17 protein-coding genes are annotated in these 15,791 nt (G+C 62.8%); 9 read left to right on the top strand and 8 right to left on the bottom strand.

What is annotated here, in order from left to right; translation table 11 throughout:
• The first annotated feature begins 93 nt into the window (after window positions 1–93).
• The 5 genes from JY451_04565 (at window position 94) to JY451_04545 (ending at window position 3,479) form a co-directional block, all read left to right on the top strand.
• Window positions 94–504 carry a hypothetical protein gene (locus tag JY451_04565; GenBank protein QZH75866.1) on the top strand — a complete coding sequence of 137 codons (411 nt, stop codon included), beginning with the start codon at window positions 94–96 and terminating at the stop codon, window positions 502–504.
• 14 nt (window positions 505–518) lie between these two features.
• On the top strand, window positions 519–971 hold the full coding sequence (locus tag JY451_04560; GenBank protein ID QZH75865.1) for a DUF421 domain-containing protein: 453 nt from the start codon (window positions 519–521) through the stop codon (window positions 969–971).
• A 16-nt stretch (window positions 972–987) separates the two neighbouring features.
• A complete protein-coding gene (locus tag JY451_04555; GenBank protein QZH75864.1) occupies window positions 988–1,503 on the top strand; it encodes a CinA family protein in 516 nt (171 codons plus the stop codon).
• A gap of 144 nt (window positions 1,504–1,647) precedes the next feature.
• Window positions 1,648–2,298, top strand: coding sequence for an SRPBCC family protein (locus JY451_04550; protein QZH75863.1), 651 nt, complete (start codon window positions 1,648–1,650; stop codon window positions 2,296–2,298).
• Entirely contained in the window at window positions 2,295–3,479 is a 1,185-nt protein-coding gene (locus tag JY451_04545) for a glutathione-dependent formaldehyde dehydrogenase (GenBank protein QZH75862.1), read from the top strand. The genes JY451_04550 and JY451_04545 overlap by 4 nt, the downstream gene beginning before the upstream one ends.
• A gap of 187 nt (window positions 3,480–3,666) precedes the next feature.
• On the opposite strand, the gene JY451_04540 is transcribed toward JY451_04545, so the two are convergent.
• From JY451_04540 to JY451_04520, 5 genes are all read right to left on the bottom strand, one after another.
• The gene (locus JY451_04540) at window positions 3,667–4,443 is read right to left on the bottom strand and encodes a Crp/Fnr family transcriptional regulator (protein QZH75861.1); all 777 of its coding nucleotides are present in this window, start codon (window positions 4,441–4,443) and stop codon (window positions 3,667–3,669) included.
• Window positions 4,444–4,683: 240 nt separating this feature from the next.
• On the bottom strand, window positions 4,684–5,157 hold the full coding sequence (locus tag JY451_04535) for a DUF4168 domain-containing protein (protein QZH75860.1): 474 nt from the start codon (window positions 5,155–5,157) through the stop codon (window positions 4,684–4,686).
• Between the two features lie 228 nt (window positions 5,158–5,385).
• Window positions 5,386–6,249, bottom strand: a complete 864-nt coding sequence (locus JY451_04530; protein QZH75859.1) for a dienelactone hydrolase family protein — start codon at window positions 6,247–6,249, stop codon at window positions 5,386–5,388.
• Between the two features lie 66 nt (window positions 6,250–6,315).
• Entirely contained in the window at window positions 6,316–6,474 is a 159-nt protein-coding gene (locus tag JY451_04525) for a hypothetical protein (protein QZH75858.1), read from the bottom strand.
• Window positions 6,475–6,602: 128 nt separating this feature from the next.
• On the bottom strand, window positions 6,603–7,547 hold the full coding sequence (locus JY451_04520; GenBank protein QZH75857.1) for an SDR family oxidoreductase: 945 nt from the start codon (window positions 7,545–7,547) through the stop codon (window positions 6,603–6,605).
• Window positions 7,548–7,619: 72 nt separating this feature from the next.
• Here JY451_04520 and JY451_04515 point away from each other — a divergent pair, with 72 nt between their 5' ends.
• Window positions 7,620–8,363 carry a nuclear transport factor 2 family protein gene (locus tag JY451_04515; GenBank protein ID QZH75856.1) on the top strand — a complete coding sequence of 248 codons (744 nt, stop codon included), beginning with the start codon at window positions 7,620–7,622 and terminating at the stop codon, window positions 8,361–8,363.
• A gap of 4 nt (window positions 8,364–8,367) precedes the next feature.
• Here the strand turns inward: JY451_04515 and JY451_04510 are convergent, their stop codons facing one another.
• The 3 genes from JY451_04510 to JY451_04500 all read right to left on the bottom strand — a co-directional run bounded on the left by JY451_04510 (window position 8,368) and on the right by JY451_04500 (window position 11,307).
• On the bottom strand, window positions 8,368–8,658 hold the full coding sequence (locus JY451_04510; GenBank protein QZH75855.1) for a hypothetical protein: 291 nt from the start codon (window positions 8,656–8,658) through the stop codon (window positions 8,368–8,370).
• Window positions 8,659–8,725: 67 nt separating this feature from the next.
• A complete protein-coding gene (locus JY451_04505; protein ID QZH75854.1) occupies window positions 8,726–9,892 on the bottom strand; it encodes a DUF418 domain-containing protein in 1,167 nt (388 codons plus the stop codon).
• A 296-nt stretch (window positions 9,893–10,188) separates the two neighbouring features.
• Window positions 10,189–11,307 (bottom strand): 5-methyltetrahydropteroyltriglutamate--homocysteine S-methyltransferase, encoded by a 1,119-nt coding sequence (locus tag JY451_04500; GenBank protein ID QZH75853.1) that lies wholly within the window; start codon window positions 11,305–11,307, stop codon window positions 10,189–10,191.
• A 300-nt stretch (window positions 11,308–11,607) separates the two neighbouring features.
• Here JY451_04500 and JY451_04495 point away from each other — a divergent pair, with 300 nt between their 5' ends.
• The 3 genes from JY451_04495 (at window position 11,608) to JY451_04485 (ending at window position 15,787) form a co-directional block, all read left to right on the top strand.
• Window positions 11,608–13,701 (top strand): PQQ-dependent dehydrogenase, methanol/ethanol family, encoded by a 2,094-nt coding sequence (locus tag JY451_04495; GenBank protein QZH76556.1) that lies wholly within the window; start codon window positions 11,608–11,610, stop codon window positions 13,699–13,701.
• A 186-nt stretch (window positions 13,702–13,887) separates the two neighbouring features.
• Window positions 13,888–15,402, top strand: coding sequence for an aldehyde dehydrogenase family protein (locus JY451_04490; protein QZH75852.1), 1,515 nt, complete (start codon window positions 13,888–13,890; stop codon window positions 15,400–15,402).
• A 4-nt stretch (window positions 15,403–15,406) separates the two neighbouring features.
• On the top strand, window positions 15,407–15,787 hold the full coding sequence (locus JY451_04485; protein QZH75851.1) for a DUF1801 domain-containing protein: 381 nt from the start codon (window positions 15,407–15,409) through the stop codon (window positions 15,785–15,787).
• The last annotated feature ends 4 nt before the right edge of the window (window positions 15,788–15,791 follow it).

Raw genomic sequence — 15,791 nt, 5'->3', positions numbered from 1 at the left:
CAGACGATGGCGCGCGCCCCCGCAATTGAAGTCGACACGGACCGCGATTTCCAGGAGAGGTTCTGGATCGCAGTCCGTGTAGGGTGGGCCTTGATGCTCTGCCTGCTTATCGCAGCAGTGCTCGGTCTCACCGGAAGCGGCGGGTATTTCTCGTCGCAAAAATTGCAGGCTGGCCCGCACCAGATCGAACTGCCGGCCATCTCCCGCTGGGCGGCTGCCGATTCCATGACAATGACCGTCAACGCCCCGGCTGGCTCCACCGCTGTCCTGGTGCCTGCGCAGTTCGGAGATGTATTCTCCATCGAGTCCATCAGCCCGCAGCCAGCCTCGGTAGTCGGTACTGCGGAGGGAGACGAATTCACCTTCGATCTGCAACCGTCCAACGGCACTGTCACCATCGACTTCGCCCTTCGCGCCACAAACCCTGCTTGGCTTCGCCAGTTGGGAGAATTCCGGGTGAACGGCGCCGAGAGCGGGGCGGCGTCAGTGACGGTTCTACCCTAGCCAGGAGTCAGCCTATGGAAAGCGTATTGCGCGGCGCGGCGATCTATCTCGTTCTCCTGGTGATTGTCCGCCTCTCCGGACGCCGCACGATGGACCAGGCAACCCCGTTTGATTTCGTACTGCTGCTGATCGTCGCGGAAACGACCCAGCAGGCGCTGCTCGGCGATGATTTTTCAGTTACCAACGCAGTCATTCTCATCGTGACGCTGTTTCTAATGGATATCGGCCTATCGTACCTGACGCGCCGTTTTCCCCGCCTCGACAAGGTTATCGACGGCAGGCCCACCTTCCTGATGGTCGATGGAATTCCGGACGAGCGTGCCCTGCGCAAGACGCGCATGACCCCGAAAGACATCATGGTCGCGGCGCGCAAGCAGCACGGGCTCGAAACCATCGCGCAGGTGAAGCACGCGGTCCTGGAAAGCGATTCCGGCATCACCATTATTCCCCAGCCAGAAAGCCGCTGAGAGTGAGGATTTACGAATGACCGGGAACCGGGAACTGGAACTTGTATTGACAGGAAAGATCCGGGATCTGGCAAGCTGTGTGCTCGATCTCGCGGATGCGAAGGGTCTTCGCATCAGTTGCGCCGAAAGCTGCACCGGGGGATTGCTTGCAGCAGTGCTGACCGGCCTGCCGGGGAAAAGCCACAGCTTCGAAAGCGGGTTCATCGTCTATTCGGACGAGGCGAAGGTCAAGCTTCTGGATATCCCGGCAAAGACGATCGAGGTCCACGGTGCCGTGAGCAAGACCATCGCCATTTCAATGGCAGAACAGTGCCTGCGCCACGGGAGCGGGGATATAGCCTTGTCCATTACGGGCTTTGCGGGCCCTGCCGAAGACGACGAAGAAGAGGGGCTGGTGCACCTCGCGGTAGCGAGAAGCGGAATGGATGCTCTTCATCGCGAAGTTCACTTTGGCGCCATCGGACGCGATGCAGTTCGGCGTAAAGCATTGGAGACGGGGCTGGAAATGCTCACCCAGGCCATGGCCGCGTAATTCGCCGTGCGTTCGGCACGGCTCGTAGCAATAGTGGAACCTCCGCCAATTTACGGCGCTGCCAACGCATGGAGCGAGGTGCTCGCTGCAATGCAATAGCAAGGGCTGCCTCCGGACAGTTCCTTCCGCGCAACAGGAGTTATCATGAACCAGCATCGATCCAGCACGGTCGGCATTGCTGTCGGTCTCGGCCTGACAGCGGGCGGCGTCCTGCTTGCCTCACTGGCGCGCAGGCATAAGGGTGGGCGAGACAGCGCACCCGGATATACCGCAAGGCGGATCCCCGGCAAATTCGATGTGACCGGCAAGACCGTCACCATTCGCAAACCGCGTGCGGAGCTGTTCGCCTATTGGCGCGACTTCGCCAATCTCCCCGCAATAATGGAAAATCTGGAACACGTCGAAGTGATGGACAACCAGACCGGCCATTCGGCCTGGAGCATCAAGGCACCTGCCGGGAACACGGTGAGAATCGAAACGAAGATTGCGCGCGAAGTCGCCGACGAGCTCATTGCCTGGCGGTCGGTGGAGGGTTCCGAAATCGCAACAGAAGGTCGGGTGATGTTCAGCGATGCACCGGGGGATCGCGGTACGCAAGTGACGCTTATCATCGCGTACCAGCCCCCGGCGGGCGCGGTGGGCAAGGCGGTCGCCAAGCTCTTCATCCGCGAACCCGCCGTTCAGGCGCGGCACGATCTCAAGCGCTTCAAGATGCTGATGGAGACCGGAGAGATCGCCACCTCGGCAAACCGCAAGGATGAAACGCGCGCAGCGCAGCAGGAGAAGAAATCATGAAGGCGCTGACCTGGCACGGCACCAAGGATGTCCGCGTGGAAACGGTGGACGATCCCGAGATCATCAATCCGCGCGATGCGATCCTGAAAGTGACCTCGACCGCGATCTGCGGCTCCGATTTGCACCTTTACGACGGGGTCATTCCGGGGATGCAGGCAGGCGATATTCTCGGCCATGAATTCATGGGCGAAGCGGTCGAAGTAGGAAAGGATAGCACGCTGGAGAAGGGGCAGCGTGTGGTGGTTCCATTTACTATCAGCTGCGGCGGCTGTTTCCATTGCCAGGTGCAGCAATATTCCGCGTGCGAGAACTCCAATCCTGCTGAAAAGCAGGACATGTCGGCGTCGCTCTACGGGCATCCGATGTCCGGGCTGTTCGGTTACTCCCACCTGACCGGTGGCTATTCGGGCGGGCAGGCAGAATATGTGCGTGTACCGTTTTCCGATGTTGGCCCCATCGTGATCCCCGATCACCTTGAGGACGATAAGGTGCTGTTCCTGTCCGATATCCTTCCGACCGGCTGGATGGCGGCGGAGAATGCCGAGATCCAGCCGGATGACACGGTGGCGGTCTGGGGCTGCGGGCCGGTCGGCCTGTTTGCGATCCAATCCGCGATCGCGATGGGTGCGGCGAAGGTAATCGCCATCGATCACTATCCCCATCGGCTTGAACTCGCTCGGCAGCTTGGCGCTGAAGTGATCGATTTCCGCAAGACCGACGTGCGTGAAGCGCTCATGGAAATGTCCGGCGGAATCGGGGTGGACGCGGTGATCGACGCAGTTGGGATGGAGGCCCACGGCTTTGCAATCGACAACATGGTCGATGTCGTAAAGCAGAAGGTCGGCGTTGGTGCGGACCGCGCAAGCGTACTCAAGCAAGCATTGCTGGCCGTCCGCTTCGGCGGCAAGGTTTCAATCCCCGGCGTTTACGGCGGAATGACCGATAAGTTTCCTACCGGCGCGCTGATGGAGAAAGGTTTGCAAGTCCGCTCCGGCCAGACACATGTGCAGAAGTATACGAAGCCCCTGCTCGACAAGATCGAAGACGGTTCGCTCGATACCACTTTTCTCATCAGCCACCGTTTGCCGCTGGACGAGGCTGCCAAGGGCTATCGCAACTTCAAGGAAAAGCAGGATAGCTGGACCAAGGTGATCCTGAAGCCCGGGATGGCAGCAAAGTAAGAAGGGCGATCTGCCAGACGAAATCGGACCAGCTGGGCGCACCCAAGTTGGCAACCGATTTCTCAGCATCCCTGAAACACCGGCCTGTTCAGCGAGTGACCAAGCTGTCCGGGCAGCTGGATCAGGGTCGGATGCATAGAAGATCGAAACCGAACGGTTCCGGATAACTGCAATCAACCCAGAGCGATCATTTCGGATGTTCAAGCGCTAGGGCGTTGATCGCCATCTCGTGAGGCTCAAGCGCCGATAGCGGCGACGTATCGATCTTGAGATAACCCGGATTGAACTGGCCGCGTCGGGCAAGCTTTCCAGGATCGATAATTTCCACTTTAGAGGAACGGAAGACGCACAGGCCCTCTTCGCGCAATTGCCGCATGACGCGATTGACATGGACGTTGGTCAAACCACTGATTTCTGCAATATCGGTTTGTGTCAAATCCAGTCTGAATTCTTTGCCGTTGCTGAGGCCAATCGCTCCAAGTCGGACATTCGTTTCGCTCAGGAAATGCGCGATCCGGCCCATCGCGTCGAGCCGACCGAGACGAAACAGCCAAGCACGATGGATGGCGGCATCGATCAGGGTCGAAGTCCAGAACTTTCGGGCAAGGCCGGGAAACTCGCTGGTCATCGCACATAGCTCGCTATGCGGAACGCAGGCCACCACTGCCGACGAAATCGCTTCTATGCCATGATCGAGCACCTTGAGCGGGAAGGCATGCAAATCTACGAAATCGCCAGGGAAATGGATTGCGACCAACTGGCGCAGGCCCTTTCTGTCATCGATGTATCGTGACAATATGCCACTTACCAGAATGGTACTGTGATTGAGTTCAACGCCGGGCCGAACGACGGTGGAGCGCGGTGCCAGATCGCGAACTTCACTTATGGCGTCCTCAATCCGTGACCGTTCTGATGCGTCGAGCGTCGCTCCGCGCTTGTTGATCATCAATCGGCTCGTGAGCATGGCAGACAGTCACCCTTCGTGAAATTTGCTTCGGGCTGAACTCGGCAGCTTGCGATTCTCACCCGAAAGTGAAACGTTACCGGAGTAAAATCTTCGGGCGGTACTGAAGTTCCGTGCGGTCTGCTCGCCGGGTTCCGCGTTTGTCGGAGGGTGCCGGCCCAGGATAGCAAAATGCCCCGCCGGCGAGTGCGACGGGGCAAGGTTTTGCGGCCCTTCGGGCTCTGCTGCCAAGGCTCCGGTTCAGTCGCCGGGCTCTTGCGCCATCGCGTCAATGGCCTGCTGGATACGGGCGGCGAGTGCCGGGTCTTGTTGTGCCGAAGTGCCGATGGCCTGATAAGTAGCGGGATCGAGACCGTTTTCCGCCACGATGGCCTCTGCCTGAGCGCGCTTGCCGGCGTCGTCGAGCGTGGCATCGGCGCGAACTTCGCGCATTGCCAGTGCCGCTGCCGCGAAGGCAGCCACCTGTGTATCGGTGAATGCGGTTTGCGGGATGGGCGACGCTTCGGTGGTGCTGTGTGCGGGATCCGCAGGTTGGTCTGGCGGCACATCCTGCGTTTGGATCGGAGTAGAAGGCGGAGTGGCTGCAGGCGGGATGTCCTGTGTCTGGATCGGTTCGGGCACGGGAGGTGCGGCGGTTTCCGGGACATCCTGAGCCAGAGCGGTGCTGCCCGCGAGAAAGAATGCCGTTCCGGCAATAGTGGTCAGGAATTTCATTTTGCGCGTTCCTTCAAGGGTCTAATTGCGCCCCCGAAACGGGATTGTGCTGCATTTGCCAATGGCGCAATCGGTCGAAAGGCGAAACGCGCGAGCGAAACGACCGTCAGAGGAAGATGTTGCGATTGCACGACGAAACGATCGGCTTCGGCTTATAGTACCAAGCAACTTCAGAACCATCGGCGCATCACCGGCTGACGAACAGGACGCCGGGATGGGCCGACACGATCATAACTTGTCGGCGTAAAGTTCGAGTAAGTTTGCCCAGGCGCGCTCGGCTTCTGCTTGGTCGTAGACGGGGCTGTCGAGCACCGTCCAGCCATGATCCCCGGCGTAGACCTCCACCGTAACCTCCGCAGCGGCGGCTTCCCCGGCGGCGGCAAGGATCGCTTTCGCTGCTGCATCCTGTGCATCGTCGTCGCGCGAGATCGCGATCAGGGCACCGGCGTCGGCGGCCATTTCGTCGAGCAGGTTCGCGGGCACAAGGTCGCCGTCTCCGGTCAGCCCGCCACCGTGGAAGCTGGCGGCAGCCTTGATCCGTGCAGGCACGGCGGCGGCGGCAAGGATCGTCCAGCTACCGGTCATGCAGTAGCCCTGGTTGCCAATCCCGCGCGCCGAATCGACCGCGTCCTGTGCATCGAGCCAGGCGACCACGCTACGCGCCGTTGCCTGTACCGCTGCGGGGGTATTGGCGTCCCGCCAGGGCGTGACGCGGTTCCAGCCGTCGTTGTTACGCCAATCGTCGAAATCGGCAAATTGCTGGCCGCTGACCGAGCGATAGTAGGGATTTGCCACCAGCACCGCATAGCCCTGAGCCGCCAGCCGCCGCCCCATCTCGATCTTGGCCGGGCGCAGGCCCGCGATGTCAGGCCATAACACCACCGCCGGGTGCGCTCCGGACGTGGGGTGAATGAACACTCCGTCCATCGTTCCGCCGTCCGCAGCGAAGCTGACATTGGTCTGAGTCAGGCCGCCCGCCGCGCTGCCGGTTTCGATCGGGGCACAGGCGGCAATCGCTCCGGCAGCCCCGAGAACGCCAAACTGGCGGCGGCTGACCCGGCCCATTTCCGAAACGTGTTGCTGGTCACACATGGTCTTGCATCTCCTGCTGTCCCCTCAACAGGAGGGATAGCAGCAGGAAAGCCCGGGGCGCAAACGCTAGGTGCGGGATTTCCGATCCCCCGATCCGCTGCGGATTTTCCCGCGCCGGATGTCGCGCTCACGCCTGCGGTGGCGCTGCCAAAGCGCCAGTGCCGAAGCCAGCGCGATCAGAAGCAAGGCGATAAGGATGTAAGCGACAAGCTCACGCGTTGCCATGAAGTAACCCCTTCAAACCGGTTAGAGAGCGACCTCTTGTGCAGTGCAGCAAGTAGTATCACGGATCGCGACCATGGGAAGAAAAATTTTACAAATGTCATGATTCTGTTTACATTTGTCACAATTTTTCAGGTCAGATCGTCCATTTCTGTCCGAATGCCTGCCTCGGCATCGCGCATCGCCTTGCGGCGCAGATTCTCGATATGGGCGCGTCCCGGCGGGCATTCCTCCACCGGCAGGGCGCGGACCTGCTTCAGGTATTCCTCAGCAAAATCGACGCCGTGTTCGGGGTGGGTAAGAATCAGCCCGTCCTGCGCGGTCATCCCGGCAAGGATCTTGCTGCCGACCACGTAAGGATCCATCCCGAACTGCTCGAAAGCGGTGCCGAACTGCTCCAGCTCGCCTTCCTTCGGCGGCGCGAACCCGGCGTCGGCGAAGTCTTCGGGACGCTTGTGCGCGCTGGCCCAGGCATTGGTGCGGGTGAGCGCGGGGCAGCACAGCGAGCAGCCGATCCCGTGCGGGGCGAGATTGTAGCGCAGCGATTCGGTCAGCCCGCGCACGGCGAACTTGCTGGCGGTGTAGATGCCCGCCTGCGGGCCGGGGAGGAAGGCGGCCATGCTGGCAATATTGGTCACGTGCCGTCGCCCGCTCGCCGCCTTGATTTTCGGCAGGAAGCTGACGATCCCGTTGACGACGCCGCCGAAGTTCACCCCCATGATCCAGTCGAAATCGTCGTAGCTGGCCTCGTCCGTCGGGCCGAAAACGCTGACCCCGGCGTTGTTCACCAGTACGTGGACTTCGCCGAAATGGGCCACCACTTCGTCCGCAACTTCGGCAAAGCGGGCGCGGTCCATCACGTCGAGTTTGCAGAACAGTGGCTGTTCGTAGCCCTTGCTCGCGAACCATTCGGCAGTGGCGGCGCGGTCATCCTCGTTGCGGTAGGACAGCGCGAGTCGCATTCCCGCATCGGCAAAGGCTTGCGCCGTGCCAAGGCCGATCCCCGTGACTGCGCCGGTGATGAAGGCGACCCGGCCCCGCCATTCGTCGCCTGCTCCATTTGCCAGTTCGCTCATCGCCGATTTCCTCTCGCATCAATCGTATCGTTCGTTAGTATTGCATACAAACACAGACTGGGGAGAGTCGAGATGAGTGATGTGGAAACCCGCCTGGCCGCGTTGGAAAAGAGCGTCCACCGGCTGGAAGACGAGGCAGCGATCCAGCGGCTGCAAATGGCCTATGGCTATTACATCGATTACAACCGGCCCGAAGAAGTCGCCGGGCTGTTCGCCAAGGATGGCGCGGTGGTGTTCCTCTCGGGCGAGTATGTCGGCCACGAAGGGGTGATGCGGCTTTACGGGACGTGGTTCCAGAACCTGTTCACACGCGGCCGCCGTGGGCCGGTGCACGGCCTGCTGCTCGATCATTTCCAGTTCCAGCCGGTCATCACCGTGGCCGAGGACCGGATGACTGCCAAGGGCCGTTTTCGCGGGATGCTGGCGGGCGGCTGGCACGATGAAGCGATGAGCTGGAAGCCCGACGGCCCGCCGCAGCAGTTCTGGGAAGCGGGGCTCTACGAGAACGACTATGTGCGCGAACCGGGTCCCGACGGCGAGCTGGTGTGGAAGATCAAGCGGCTGAATTACCTGATGCAGTGGCAGGGCGATTACGAGACCGGATGGGCCAAGACCATTGCCCATCTCCAGCCCGCCGTGGTCGCCTATCCGGAAAACCCGCTCGGCCCCGATCGCATCCTGCCGGAAGAAGAATGGCGCACCACCTGGCCCAACCGCCACCCGGTGGAAATGAGCTTTGCGCACCCGGTGCTGGGGGAGGCCTTCAAGGTCGGTCACTTCACCAAGATGATGACCAAGGAAGAATTCGCGGGCTGATCGGTCAGGCGGCGAGTTCGGCGATGACTACCGGGTGCAACTGGCCGTAGAAGCGGATGGCGGCGCGTTTGCCGTCATGCCATAGCACCCGGCCATTGATGTCGATCCGTTCGGCAATCTTGAGGCGCAGGAAATCGCACTCGGCGCTCCATTCGCAGTCTGCTTCAGCAGAACACCCGTCACAGGAGATTTCCGAAATCGCCACCGGGAAGCGGGCGGGGCCGAGATCGCACAGGGCGCTTAGCCGGTTCGCATTGCTGGCCTCATTCGCGGCAGCATCGTGGCGCTCTGACATCGCAGCTCTCCATATCTCCCACAGGTGAAGCTGGCAGACACTGACTGAACAGAGAGTGGGCAGGCGGTTAAGCTGGGGTTTTGGCGCTTCCAAGCCGGATGGGAATCGCGAGCGTGGTGCGAGTGCCGACGCGCCACAGCCATTCGAGCGGGCCGTAGCGGAAATGGCGGAACCAAGGTGCAGCGAGCGCGATCTGGGCGGCGAAGGCGAGGAGTCCAAGCAGCACCAGTTCGGCATTCGAGAGCTGGTCCCATAGTGCCCAGCCAAAGCCGTAAATGATCGGCACGAACACCAGCGATTGCCCGACATAAAGTGTCAGTGTCATCCGCCCGGCCGGAACCAGCAGCGCCAGCAGACCGCGCACGGGCGTTTGCCAGAGCAGGACGAACAGCGCGACCTGAAACGCGGTTGCCCCGATGGCCCGATACTGCGCCAATGATGTGGTAAGTGATTCACCCGTCATCTGCGCGCCGTCCCACGGCAGGATCAGGCTCTCTGCTATCCTTGCCAAGGCCCAGATACCCAAGCCGCCAAACAGAATCGCCAGCCAGTGGCTGCGCCGTTTCGCCGCATCTGCAAACAACCGCTGGCGGTGGAGCACCATGCCCACGAGGAACAGGCCTGCTATCGCCAGCATCCGTCCGGTTTCCACGTAGAAAGACCACTTCCCGAACATCCCAGGCCCGGCATTCACCGCCAGCACTTCGGCCAGCGAGCCGCTGGCCAAAACGGCAAGCCCGCTATCGCCCCAGAACAACGGGGGAGCAGCGGCCCATGCCACCCCCTGCGCGGCCAGCCATGCACGCAGGAGCAGCGGAAACTGGAAGAACAGCAGGGCGGCGATTACCAACAGTGCCCGGTCCGAGCGCAGCCGCTCGAACGGGATCATCACCATCCCTACCAATGCCAGCACTTGCAGGATATCGCCGCGATAGATCAGAGCATGCACTGTGCCGATGACGAACAGCAGCATCAATCGCCAGCCGAAGCGCCAGGCAAAATCCTCACCCCGCGCCCGCGCATTCGCCATGATCGTGGCAAAGCCGAAGCCGAACAGCAGCGCGAAGATCGAGAACGCCTTGCCGCTGGAAATGGCGAAAACGGCATCGAACCAGGCATCGGGCTGCGGGTTGAGCCAGTAGAGCTCGAACCGCTCCACGCAATGCACGAGGAACAGGCCGAGCAGCGCGTAACCGCGCAGCCCGTCCACCAGTTCGATCCGTTCTTCCACCATCCACCACCCCTCCGGGGTGGTAGCGCTATAATGACCCGAAGTCGATCAGGTATGCATGCCGTGATTGCGCTGTGGAGCCGTGTGGGGAGGCGCGGTGTGCAGCAGGGGCTTTACCGCCCCTGCCAGCGATGCAACGCTGCCACGCGGCTCCACAGCGCAACCCCTCCGGGGCGGGCCGATTTTGCCCGGTGGGAGCGTTGCTCGTCGATCACGGTGCTCCGCATCGCTCACTCCTCACGCCTCCCCACGAACCAAAATCGGCTCCGTCGCGGCGTACATACTTGATCGACTCGGGTTTAACCCCAGACTTCTTCGGCAACTTCCACGCACAGGCGGATCTTGTCGGCCTGCTGGCGGTTGGTGATGTCATTGCCGTGGACGGTGCTGGCAAAGCCGCACTGCGGGCTCAGCGCGAGTTGCTCGATCGGCGCGAACTTGGCCGCTTCGTCGATCCGGCGCTTGATGTCGTCCTTGCTTTCCAGCTCGCCCAGCTTGGTGGTGACGAGGCCGAGCACCACGGTCTTGCCCTTGGGCAGATGCCGCAGCGGCGCGAAATCGCCCGAGCGCGGATCGTCGTATTCGAGGAAGAAGGCATCGATATCGAGCTCGTTGAGCATGATCTCGGCCACCGGTTCATAGCCGCCTTCAGCCGCCCAGCTCGAGCGGAAATTGCCCCGGCAGAGGTGGATCGCCTTGATCATGTCGGCAGGCGCGCTGGCGAAGCTTTCGTTGATCAGGCGGGCATACTGGCGGGTGGTCGCGTCCGGGTCCATCCCGCGCGCCCTGGCCGCTTCGCGCTGCTCGTCGTCGCACAGATAGGCGAGGTTCGTATCGTCCATCTGCACGTATCGGCACCCGGCATCGGCGAGCGAGGACACTTCCTGCCGGTAGGCCGAAGCGACATCGTTGTAGAAATCTTCCATCAGCGGATAGACGCTTTCGGGGATGCCCGAACGCCCGGCGCGGAAGTGCAGCATCGACGGGCTGGGGATCGCCACCTTGGCCGTGGCCCCGCGCGCGTTGACGTGCCTGGCGAGGAATTCGTAATCGGCGCGCTGGATTGGCTCCTTGTGCGTGATCTTGCCGTTCACCACCATCACCGGCGGGGCGAACTGCACGTCCTTGCCCGCGTCGTTCTTGAACGCCTTGGCCATGCCGCCGCGTTCTTCCACGCCCGCCAGTTGCAGCAGGAAATCGGTGTGGAAGAAATAGCGGCGGAATTCACCATCGGTGATCGCCTTGAGGCCGAGGCCCTGTTCCCAGGTGACCAGATCGGCAATCGCTTCGTCCTCGACCTGGCGCAGGCCTGCCTTGTCGAGCGTACCCGCGGCATGGGCGGCGCGCGCCTCGATCACCGATTGCGGGCGCAGGAAGGAGCCGACGTGATCGGCACGCGAAGGGAGCTTGAATGTCATGGTGATTGGTCCTGTCGTGGCGTTTGGCACAAAATGGTCCAGCGTCACGGCGCGGGCTCGCGCTCGACTGATGCCGCGCCCATAGTCTGGCCAAGTGCGCCTGCGCAACAGACATTCTGCGCCGATGTCCCAAAGCCCTCCTTGACCTGCCGCGTGGCCATTCTAACGATAGTTAGGATTGCGGCGAACCGTCCAAAGGCGGAGTCGCGCCGGATACGCTTTGGGAGAGGCGAAACTATGCATCTGTGGAAGCTGGCGGCATCGACTGCCCTGATCGTGGCCCTGCCATCGTGCCAGACGATGGAACCTGCCCCTGAATCGGAAGTGGTGGCTGGGGCGGCCACCGATGTAGGCACGGTAGACTCGTCCGATCTCCTTTCCGCCGCCGGAAACAATGCCAACTGGCTGACCTATGGCCGCGACTATTCGGAACAGCGCTACAGCCCGCTCGGCCAGATCAACCGCGCCAATGTCGGTGAGCTCGGCCTCGCGTGGTATGCCGACATGGACACCGCGCGCGGGCAGGAAGCGACGCCGCTGGTGATCGACGGGATGATCTACGTCTCCACCGCGTGGAGCAAGGTGAAGGCCTACGATGCGCGCACCGGCGCGCTGGCGTGGGAATACGATCCGCAGGTGCCGGGCCAGACCGCGGTCAACGCCTGTTGCGATGTGGTCAACCGCGGGCTCGCCGCCTGGGGAGAGCACCTGTTCCTCGGCACGCTCGACGGGCGGTTGGTCGCCTTGGACCGCGCCACCGGCGAGGAGGTCTGGTCCACCGTCACCGTCGACCAGTCCAAGCCCTACACGATCACCGGCGCGCCGCGCGTGATCGACGGCAAGGTGATCATCGGCAACGGCGGCGCGGAATACGGCGTGCGCGGCTATGTTTCCGCCTATGACGCAGCGGATGGCGAGATGCTGTGGCGGTTCTACACCGTGCCCGGCGATCCGAGCGAAGCGGGCAGCGAACCGCAGCACCTGCAGGACGCGCGCGAGACGTGGAACGGGGAATTCTGGGACCTCGGCGGCGGCGGCACCGTGTGGGACGCAATGGCCTTCGATGCGGAGCTTGACCTGCTCTATATCGGCGTTGGCAACGGCAGCCCGTGGAATCAGGCCTACCGCAGCCCCGGCGGCGGGGACAATCTCTACCTTTCCTCCATCGTTGCGCTGCGCCCATCGACCGGCGAATATGTCTGGCATTACCAGACCACGCCGGGAGAAACGTGGGATTTCACCGCAACCCAGCACATCATGCTCGCCGATATCGAAATCGACGGGCGGGAGCGGCAGGTGCTGATGCAGGCACCCAAGAACGGCTTCTTCTACGTGCTCGATCGCGCCACCGGCGAATTGATCGATGCCGATCCCTATACCACGGTCAACTGGGCTACCGGCGTCGATCCAGCCACCGGCCGCCCGATCGAGGTGCCCGCCGCCCGCTATGACCGGACCGGCCAGCCGTTCTTCTCGCAGCCCGGCGCGGGCGGAGCGCACAACTGGCACCCGATGGCCTTCCATCCCGGTGAAGGGCTGGTCTACATTCCGGTGATCGACGCCGCCTTCCCCTATTTCCCGGAAAGCAACTGGGAGCCAGACCGGGCGCGCGGCTTCAATGTCGGAATCGACCAGTCGGGCGGGGCCATGCCGCCGATTGTTGAAGTGCGCGAACAACTGGCCGGATCGGTCAAGGGCGCGCTCGTGGCATGGGATCCGGCTACCAACAGCCAGCGGTGGCGGGTGGAGTTTCCGGGGCCGTGGAACGGCGGCCTGCTGGCGACCGGCGGGGGCCTCGTTTTCCAGGGCCTCGCCAGCGGCAACATGGCCGCTTTCGATGCCGCCGATGGCACCGAACTGTGGCGCTATCCGGTGCAGACCGGGGTGGTCGCGCCGCCGATCACCTATGAGCTTGATGGCGAGCAGTATGTCGCAGTCATGGCTGGATGGGGCGGCATCTGGGCGCTGGCGCCCGGCGGCATCCTCAACGAAACCTCCGGCCCGGTGCCCAATATCAGCCGCCTGCTGGTGTTCAGGCTGGGTGGGACCGCGCAGCTGCCGCCGGCCCCGCCGCTGATCCGCCGCCCGATCGATCCGCCCGCGCTGACGGTCAGCGCGGAGGAGGCAGCGGCGGGCAGTTACAATTTCGCCCGCTATTGCAGCGGCTGCCACGGCGATGCCGCCATCGGCTCTACCGTGCTGCCCGACCTGCGCCGTTCGGCCACGCTCGGCAGCGAGCAGGTCTGGCAGCAGATCGTCCACGACGGGGTGCTGCAATCGCGCGGCATGGTCGGCTTCCAGCCGAGCCTGACGCGCGAGGAAATCGAGGGGCTGCGGCAATATGTGATTCACCGCGCGCAGCAGGACCGCGCGCTGGGCGGGCGGGGGAGTTAGAAGAACACCTTTCGTCACCCCGGACTTGATCCGGGGTCCCGCTTTTGATGCGCGAGTAATCAAGGCAAGCGGGACCCCGGCTCGGGAGCCGGGGTGACGAAGGGGGGCTATCGGGGCTGGCGCAGTCCACCAGATTGTTATAGTTTACAACAAACGAGGGATTCGTTTCGGAGAAGGATTTGAGCCATGAATGACATGACCACCATCGAACGCGTGCAACCCGAATACTCCGCCGCCGTAAAGGCCGCGCTGGCGCGCAAGCCGCAGCTCTACATCAACGGCGAATGGGTCGATTCCTCGGGCGGGGCGACCATCGACGTGGAAGACCCCTCCACCGGCAAGATCATCTCCAGCTTTGTCGAAGCAAGCGACAAGGATACCGACCGCGCCATCGCCGCCGCGCGCACCGCGTTTGACGATGGCCGCTGGCGCAACCTGCCGCCGATCGTGCGCGAAAAGACCATGCACGCCATCGCCGACCTGATCGATGCGCACGCCGACGAACTGGCCGAGCTCGAAGCCATCGACGTCGGCAAGCCCAAGGGCATGGCGCACGCGGTGGACGTGCCGGGTGCCGCCGCGCACTTCCGCTACATGGCGGGCTGGGCTGGCAAGATCGGCGGCGAGGTGCAGGCTCCCTATGCGATGCCCAATGGCATGATGTTTGGCTACACCCTGAAGGAGCCGGTCGGCGTCTGCGCGCAGATCGTGCCGTGGAATTTCCCGCTGCTGATGGCCTGCCTCAAGCTCGCCCCGGTGCTCGCATCGGGCTGCACCTCTGTGCTCAAGCCTGCCGAACAGACCAGCCTCACCGCGCTGCGGCTGGCCGATCTGATCCACCAGGCGGGCGTGCCTGCGGGCGTGATCAACATCATCACCGGCTACGGCCACACCGTGGGTGACCGGATGGTGAAGCACCCCGATGTCGACAAGGTGGCCTTCACCGGCTCCACCGAGATCGGCAAGCTGATCAATCGCAACGCCACCGAAACCCTGAAGCACGTGACGCTCGAACTGGGCGGCAAGTCGCCGGTGGTGGTGATGCCCGATGTCGATGTCGCCGAAACCGCGCCGGGCGTGGCGGGGGCGATCTTTTTCAATTCGGGGCAGGTCTGCGTCGCCGGATCGCGGCTCTATGCGCACAAGTCGGTGTTCGACAAGGTCGTCGAAGGCATGGCCGAAACCGCCGCCTTCTGGGCCCCGCGCCCCTCGCTCGATCCCGCCGCGCACATGGGCCCGGTGGTCTCGTCCGAGCAGTTCGAACGGGTGATGGGCTACATCGACGCCGGCAAGCGGGATGGCGCAACCGTGCTGATGGGCGGCGACAGCCCCTCGTCCGACGGCGGCTACTACGTCAACCCGACGATCCTGACCGACGTGAACCCGCAAATGAGCGTGGTGCGCGAGGAAATCTTCGGCCCCGTGGTGGTCGCCCAGCGGTTCGAGGATCTCGACGAAGTGGTAAAGGAAGCCAACGACACGCAATATGGCCTTGCTGCGGGCGTCTGGACCAAGGACGTCTCCGCCGCACACAAGATCGCCGCGCGGCTGAAGGCGGGCACGGTGTGGGTCAACTGCCACGCGATGATCGACCCGGCGCTGCCGTTCGGCGGCTACAAGGAAAGCGGCATCGGACACGAGCAGGGACGGCTCGGGCTGGAAGCTTACCTTGAGACGAAGACGGTGCTGATGAAGTTGTAAGCGAGTGGCCGGAGCCGGTTCGATCGACGCATTCCTGGTCGCGCTGGCTCCAGCTCAGCGCGCCACGGTCGACCGGCTGCGGGCACTGGTCAAGGCGTCTGCACCCGGTTTGGAAGAACGCATCAAGTGGAACGCGCCGAGTTTTGCCAAGGACGACATTGATCGGATTACGCTCGGACTAGAGCGCGATGGTTGCATTCGCGTAGTCATCCATCGGGGTGCGAAGGCGAAGGATGTGGCTGGGTTCGCTTTCGAGGCTCCGAGCGACCTGGTGCGCTGGGCGGCCCTTGATCGCGGGGTGATGCGATTTGCCTCGGTTGCCGAAGTGGCATCGCGCGAAAACGAGATCAGCGACCTCGTTCGTCGCTGGATGGAGATAGACTGAGTGC

The organism is Erythrobacter sp. (genome assembly GCA_019739335.1).
Taxonomy (GTDB): domain Bacteria; phylum Pseudomonadota; class Alphaproteobacteria; order Sphingomonadales; family Sphingomonadaceae; genus Alteraurantiacibacter.
This window is presented reverse-complemented; position numbering and strand designations above follow the sequence as displayed.

Bases quoted from the DNA above. Each gene is read 5' to 3' on its own strand.
- JY451_04515 (QZH75856.1), top strand. From the start codon at position 7,620: ATGAGTGATGTGGAAACCCGCCTGGCCGCGTTGGAAAAGAGCGTCCAC.
- JY451_04560 (QZH75865.1), top strand. From the start codon at position 519: ATGGAAAGCGTATTGCGCGGCGCGGCGATCTATCTCGTTCTCCTGGTG.
- JY451_04550 (QZH75863.1), top strand. From the start codon at position 1,648: ATGAACCAGCATCGATCCAGCACGGTCGGCATTGCTGTCGGTCTCGGC.
- JY451_04555 (QZH75864.1), top strand. From the start codon at position 988: ATGACCGGGAACCGGGAACTGGAACTTGTATTGACAGGAAAGATCCGG.
- JY451_04495 (QZH76556.1), top strand. From the start codon at position 11,608: ATGGAACCTGCCCCTGAATCGGAAGTGGTGGCTGGGGCGGCCACCGAT.
- JY451_04520 (QZH75857.1), bottom strand. From the start codon at position 7,547: ATGAGCGAACTGGCAAATGGAGCAGGCGACGAATGGCGGGGCCGGGTC.
- JY451_04500 (QZH75853.1), bottom strand. From the start codon at position 11,307: ATGACATTCAAGCTCCCTTCGCGTGCCGATCACGTCGGCTCCTTCCTG.
- JY451_04540 (QZH75861.1), bottom strand. From the start codon at position 4,443: ATGCTCACGAGCCGATTGATGATCAACAAGCGCGGAGCGACGCTCGAC.
- JY451_04505 (QZH75854.1), bottom strand. From the start codon at position 9,892: ATGGTGGAAGAACGGATCGAACTGGTGGACGGGCTGCGCGGTTACGCG.
- JY451_04535 (QZH75860.1), bottom strand. From the start codon at position 5,157: ATGAAATTCCTGACCACTATTGCCGGAACGGCATTCTTTCTCGCGGGC.
- JY451_04530 (QZH75859.1), bottom strand. From the start codon at position 6,249: ATGTGTGACCAGCAACACGTTTCGGAAATGGGCCGGGTCAGCCGCCGC.
- JY451_04510 (QZH75855.1), bottom strand. From the start codon at position 8,658: ATGTCAGAGCGCCACGATGCTGCCGCGAATGAGGCCAGCAATGCGAAC.
- JY451_04545 (QZH75862.1), top strand. From the start codon at position 2,295: ATGAAGGCGCTGACCTGGCACGGCACCAAGGATGTCCGCGTGGAAACG.
- JY451_04490 (QZH75852.1), top strand. From the start codon at position 13,888: ATGAATGACATGACCACCATCGAACGCGTGCAACCCGAATACTCCGCC.
- JY451_04565 (QZH75866.1), top strand. From the start codon at position 94: ATGCTCTGCCTGCTTATCGCAGCAGTGCTCGGTCTCACCGGAAGCGGC.
- JY451_04525 (QZH75858.1), bottom strand. From the start codon at position 6,474: ATGGCAACGCGTGAGCTTGTCGCTTACATCCTTATCGCCTTGCTTCTG.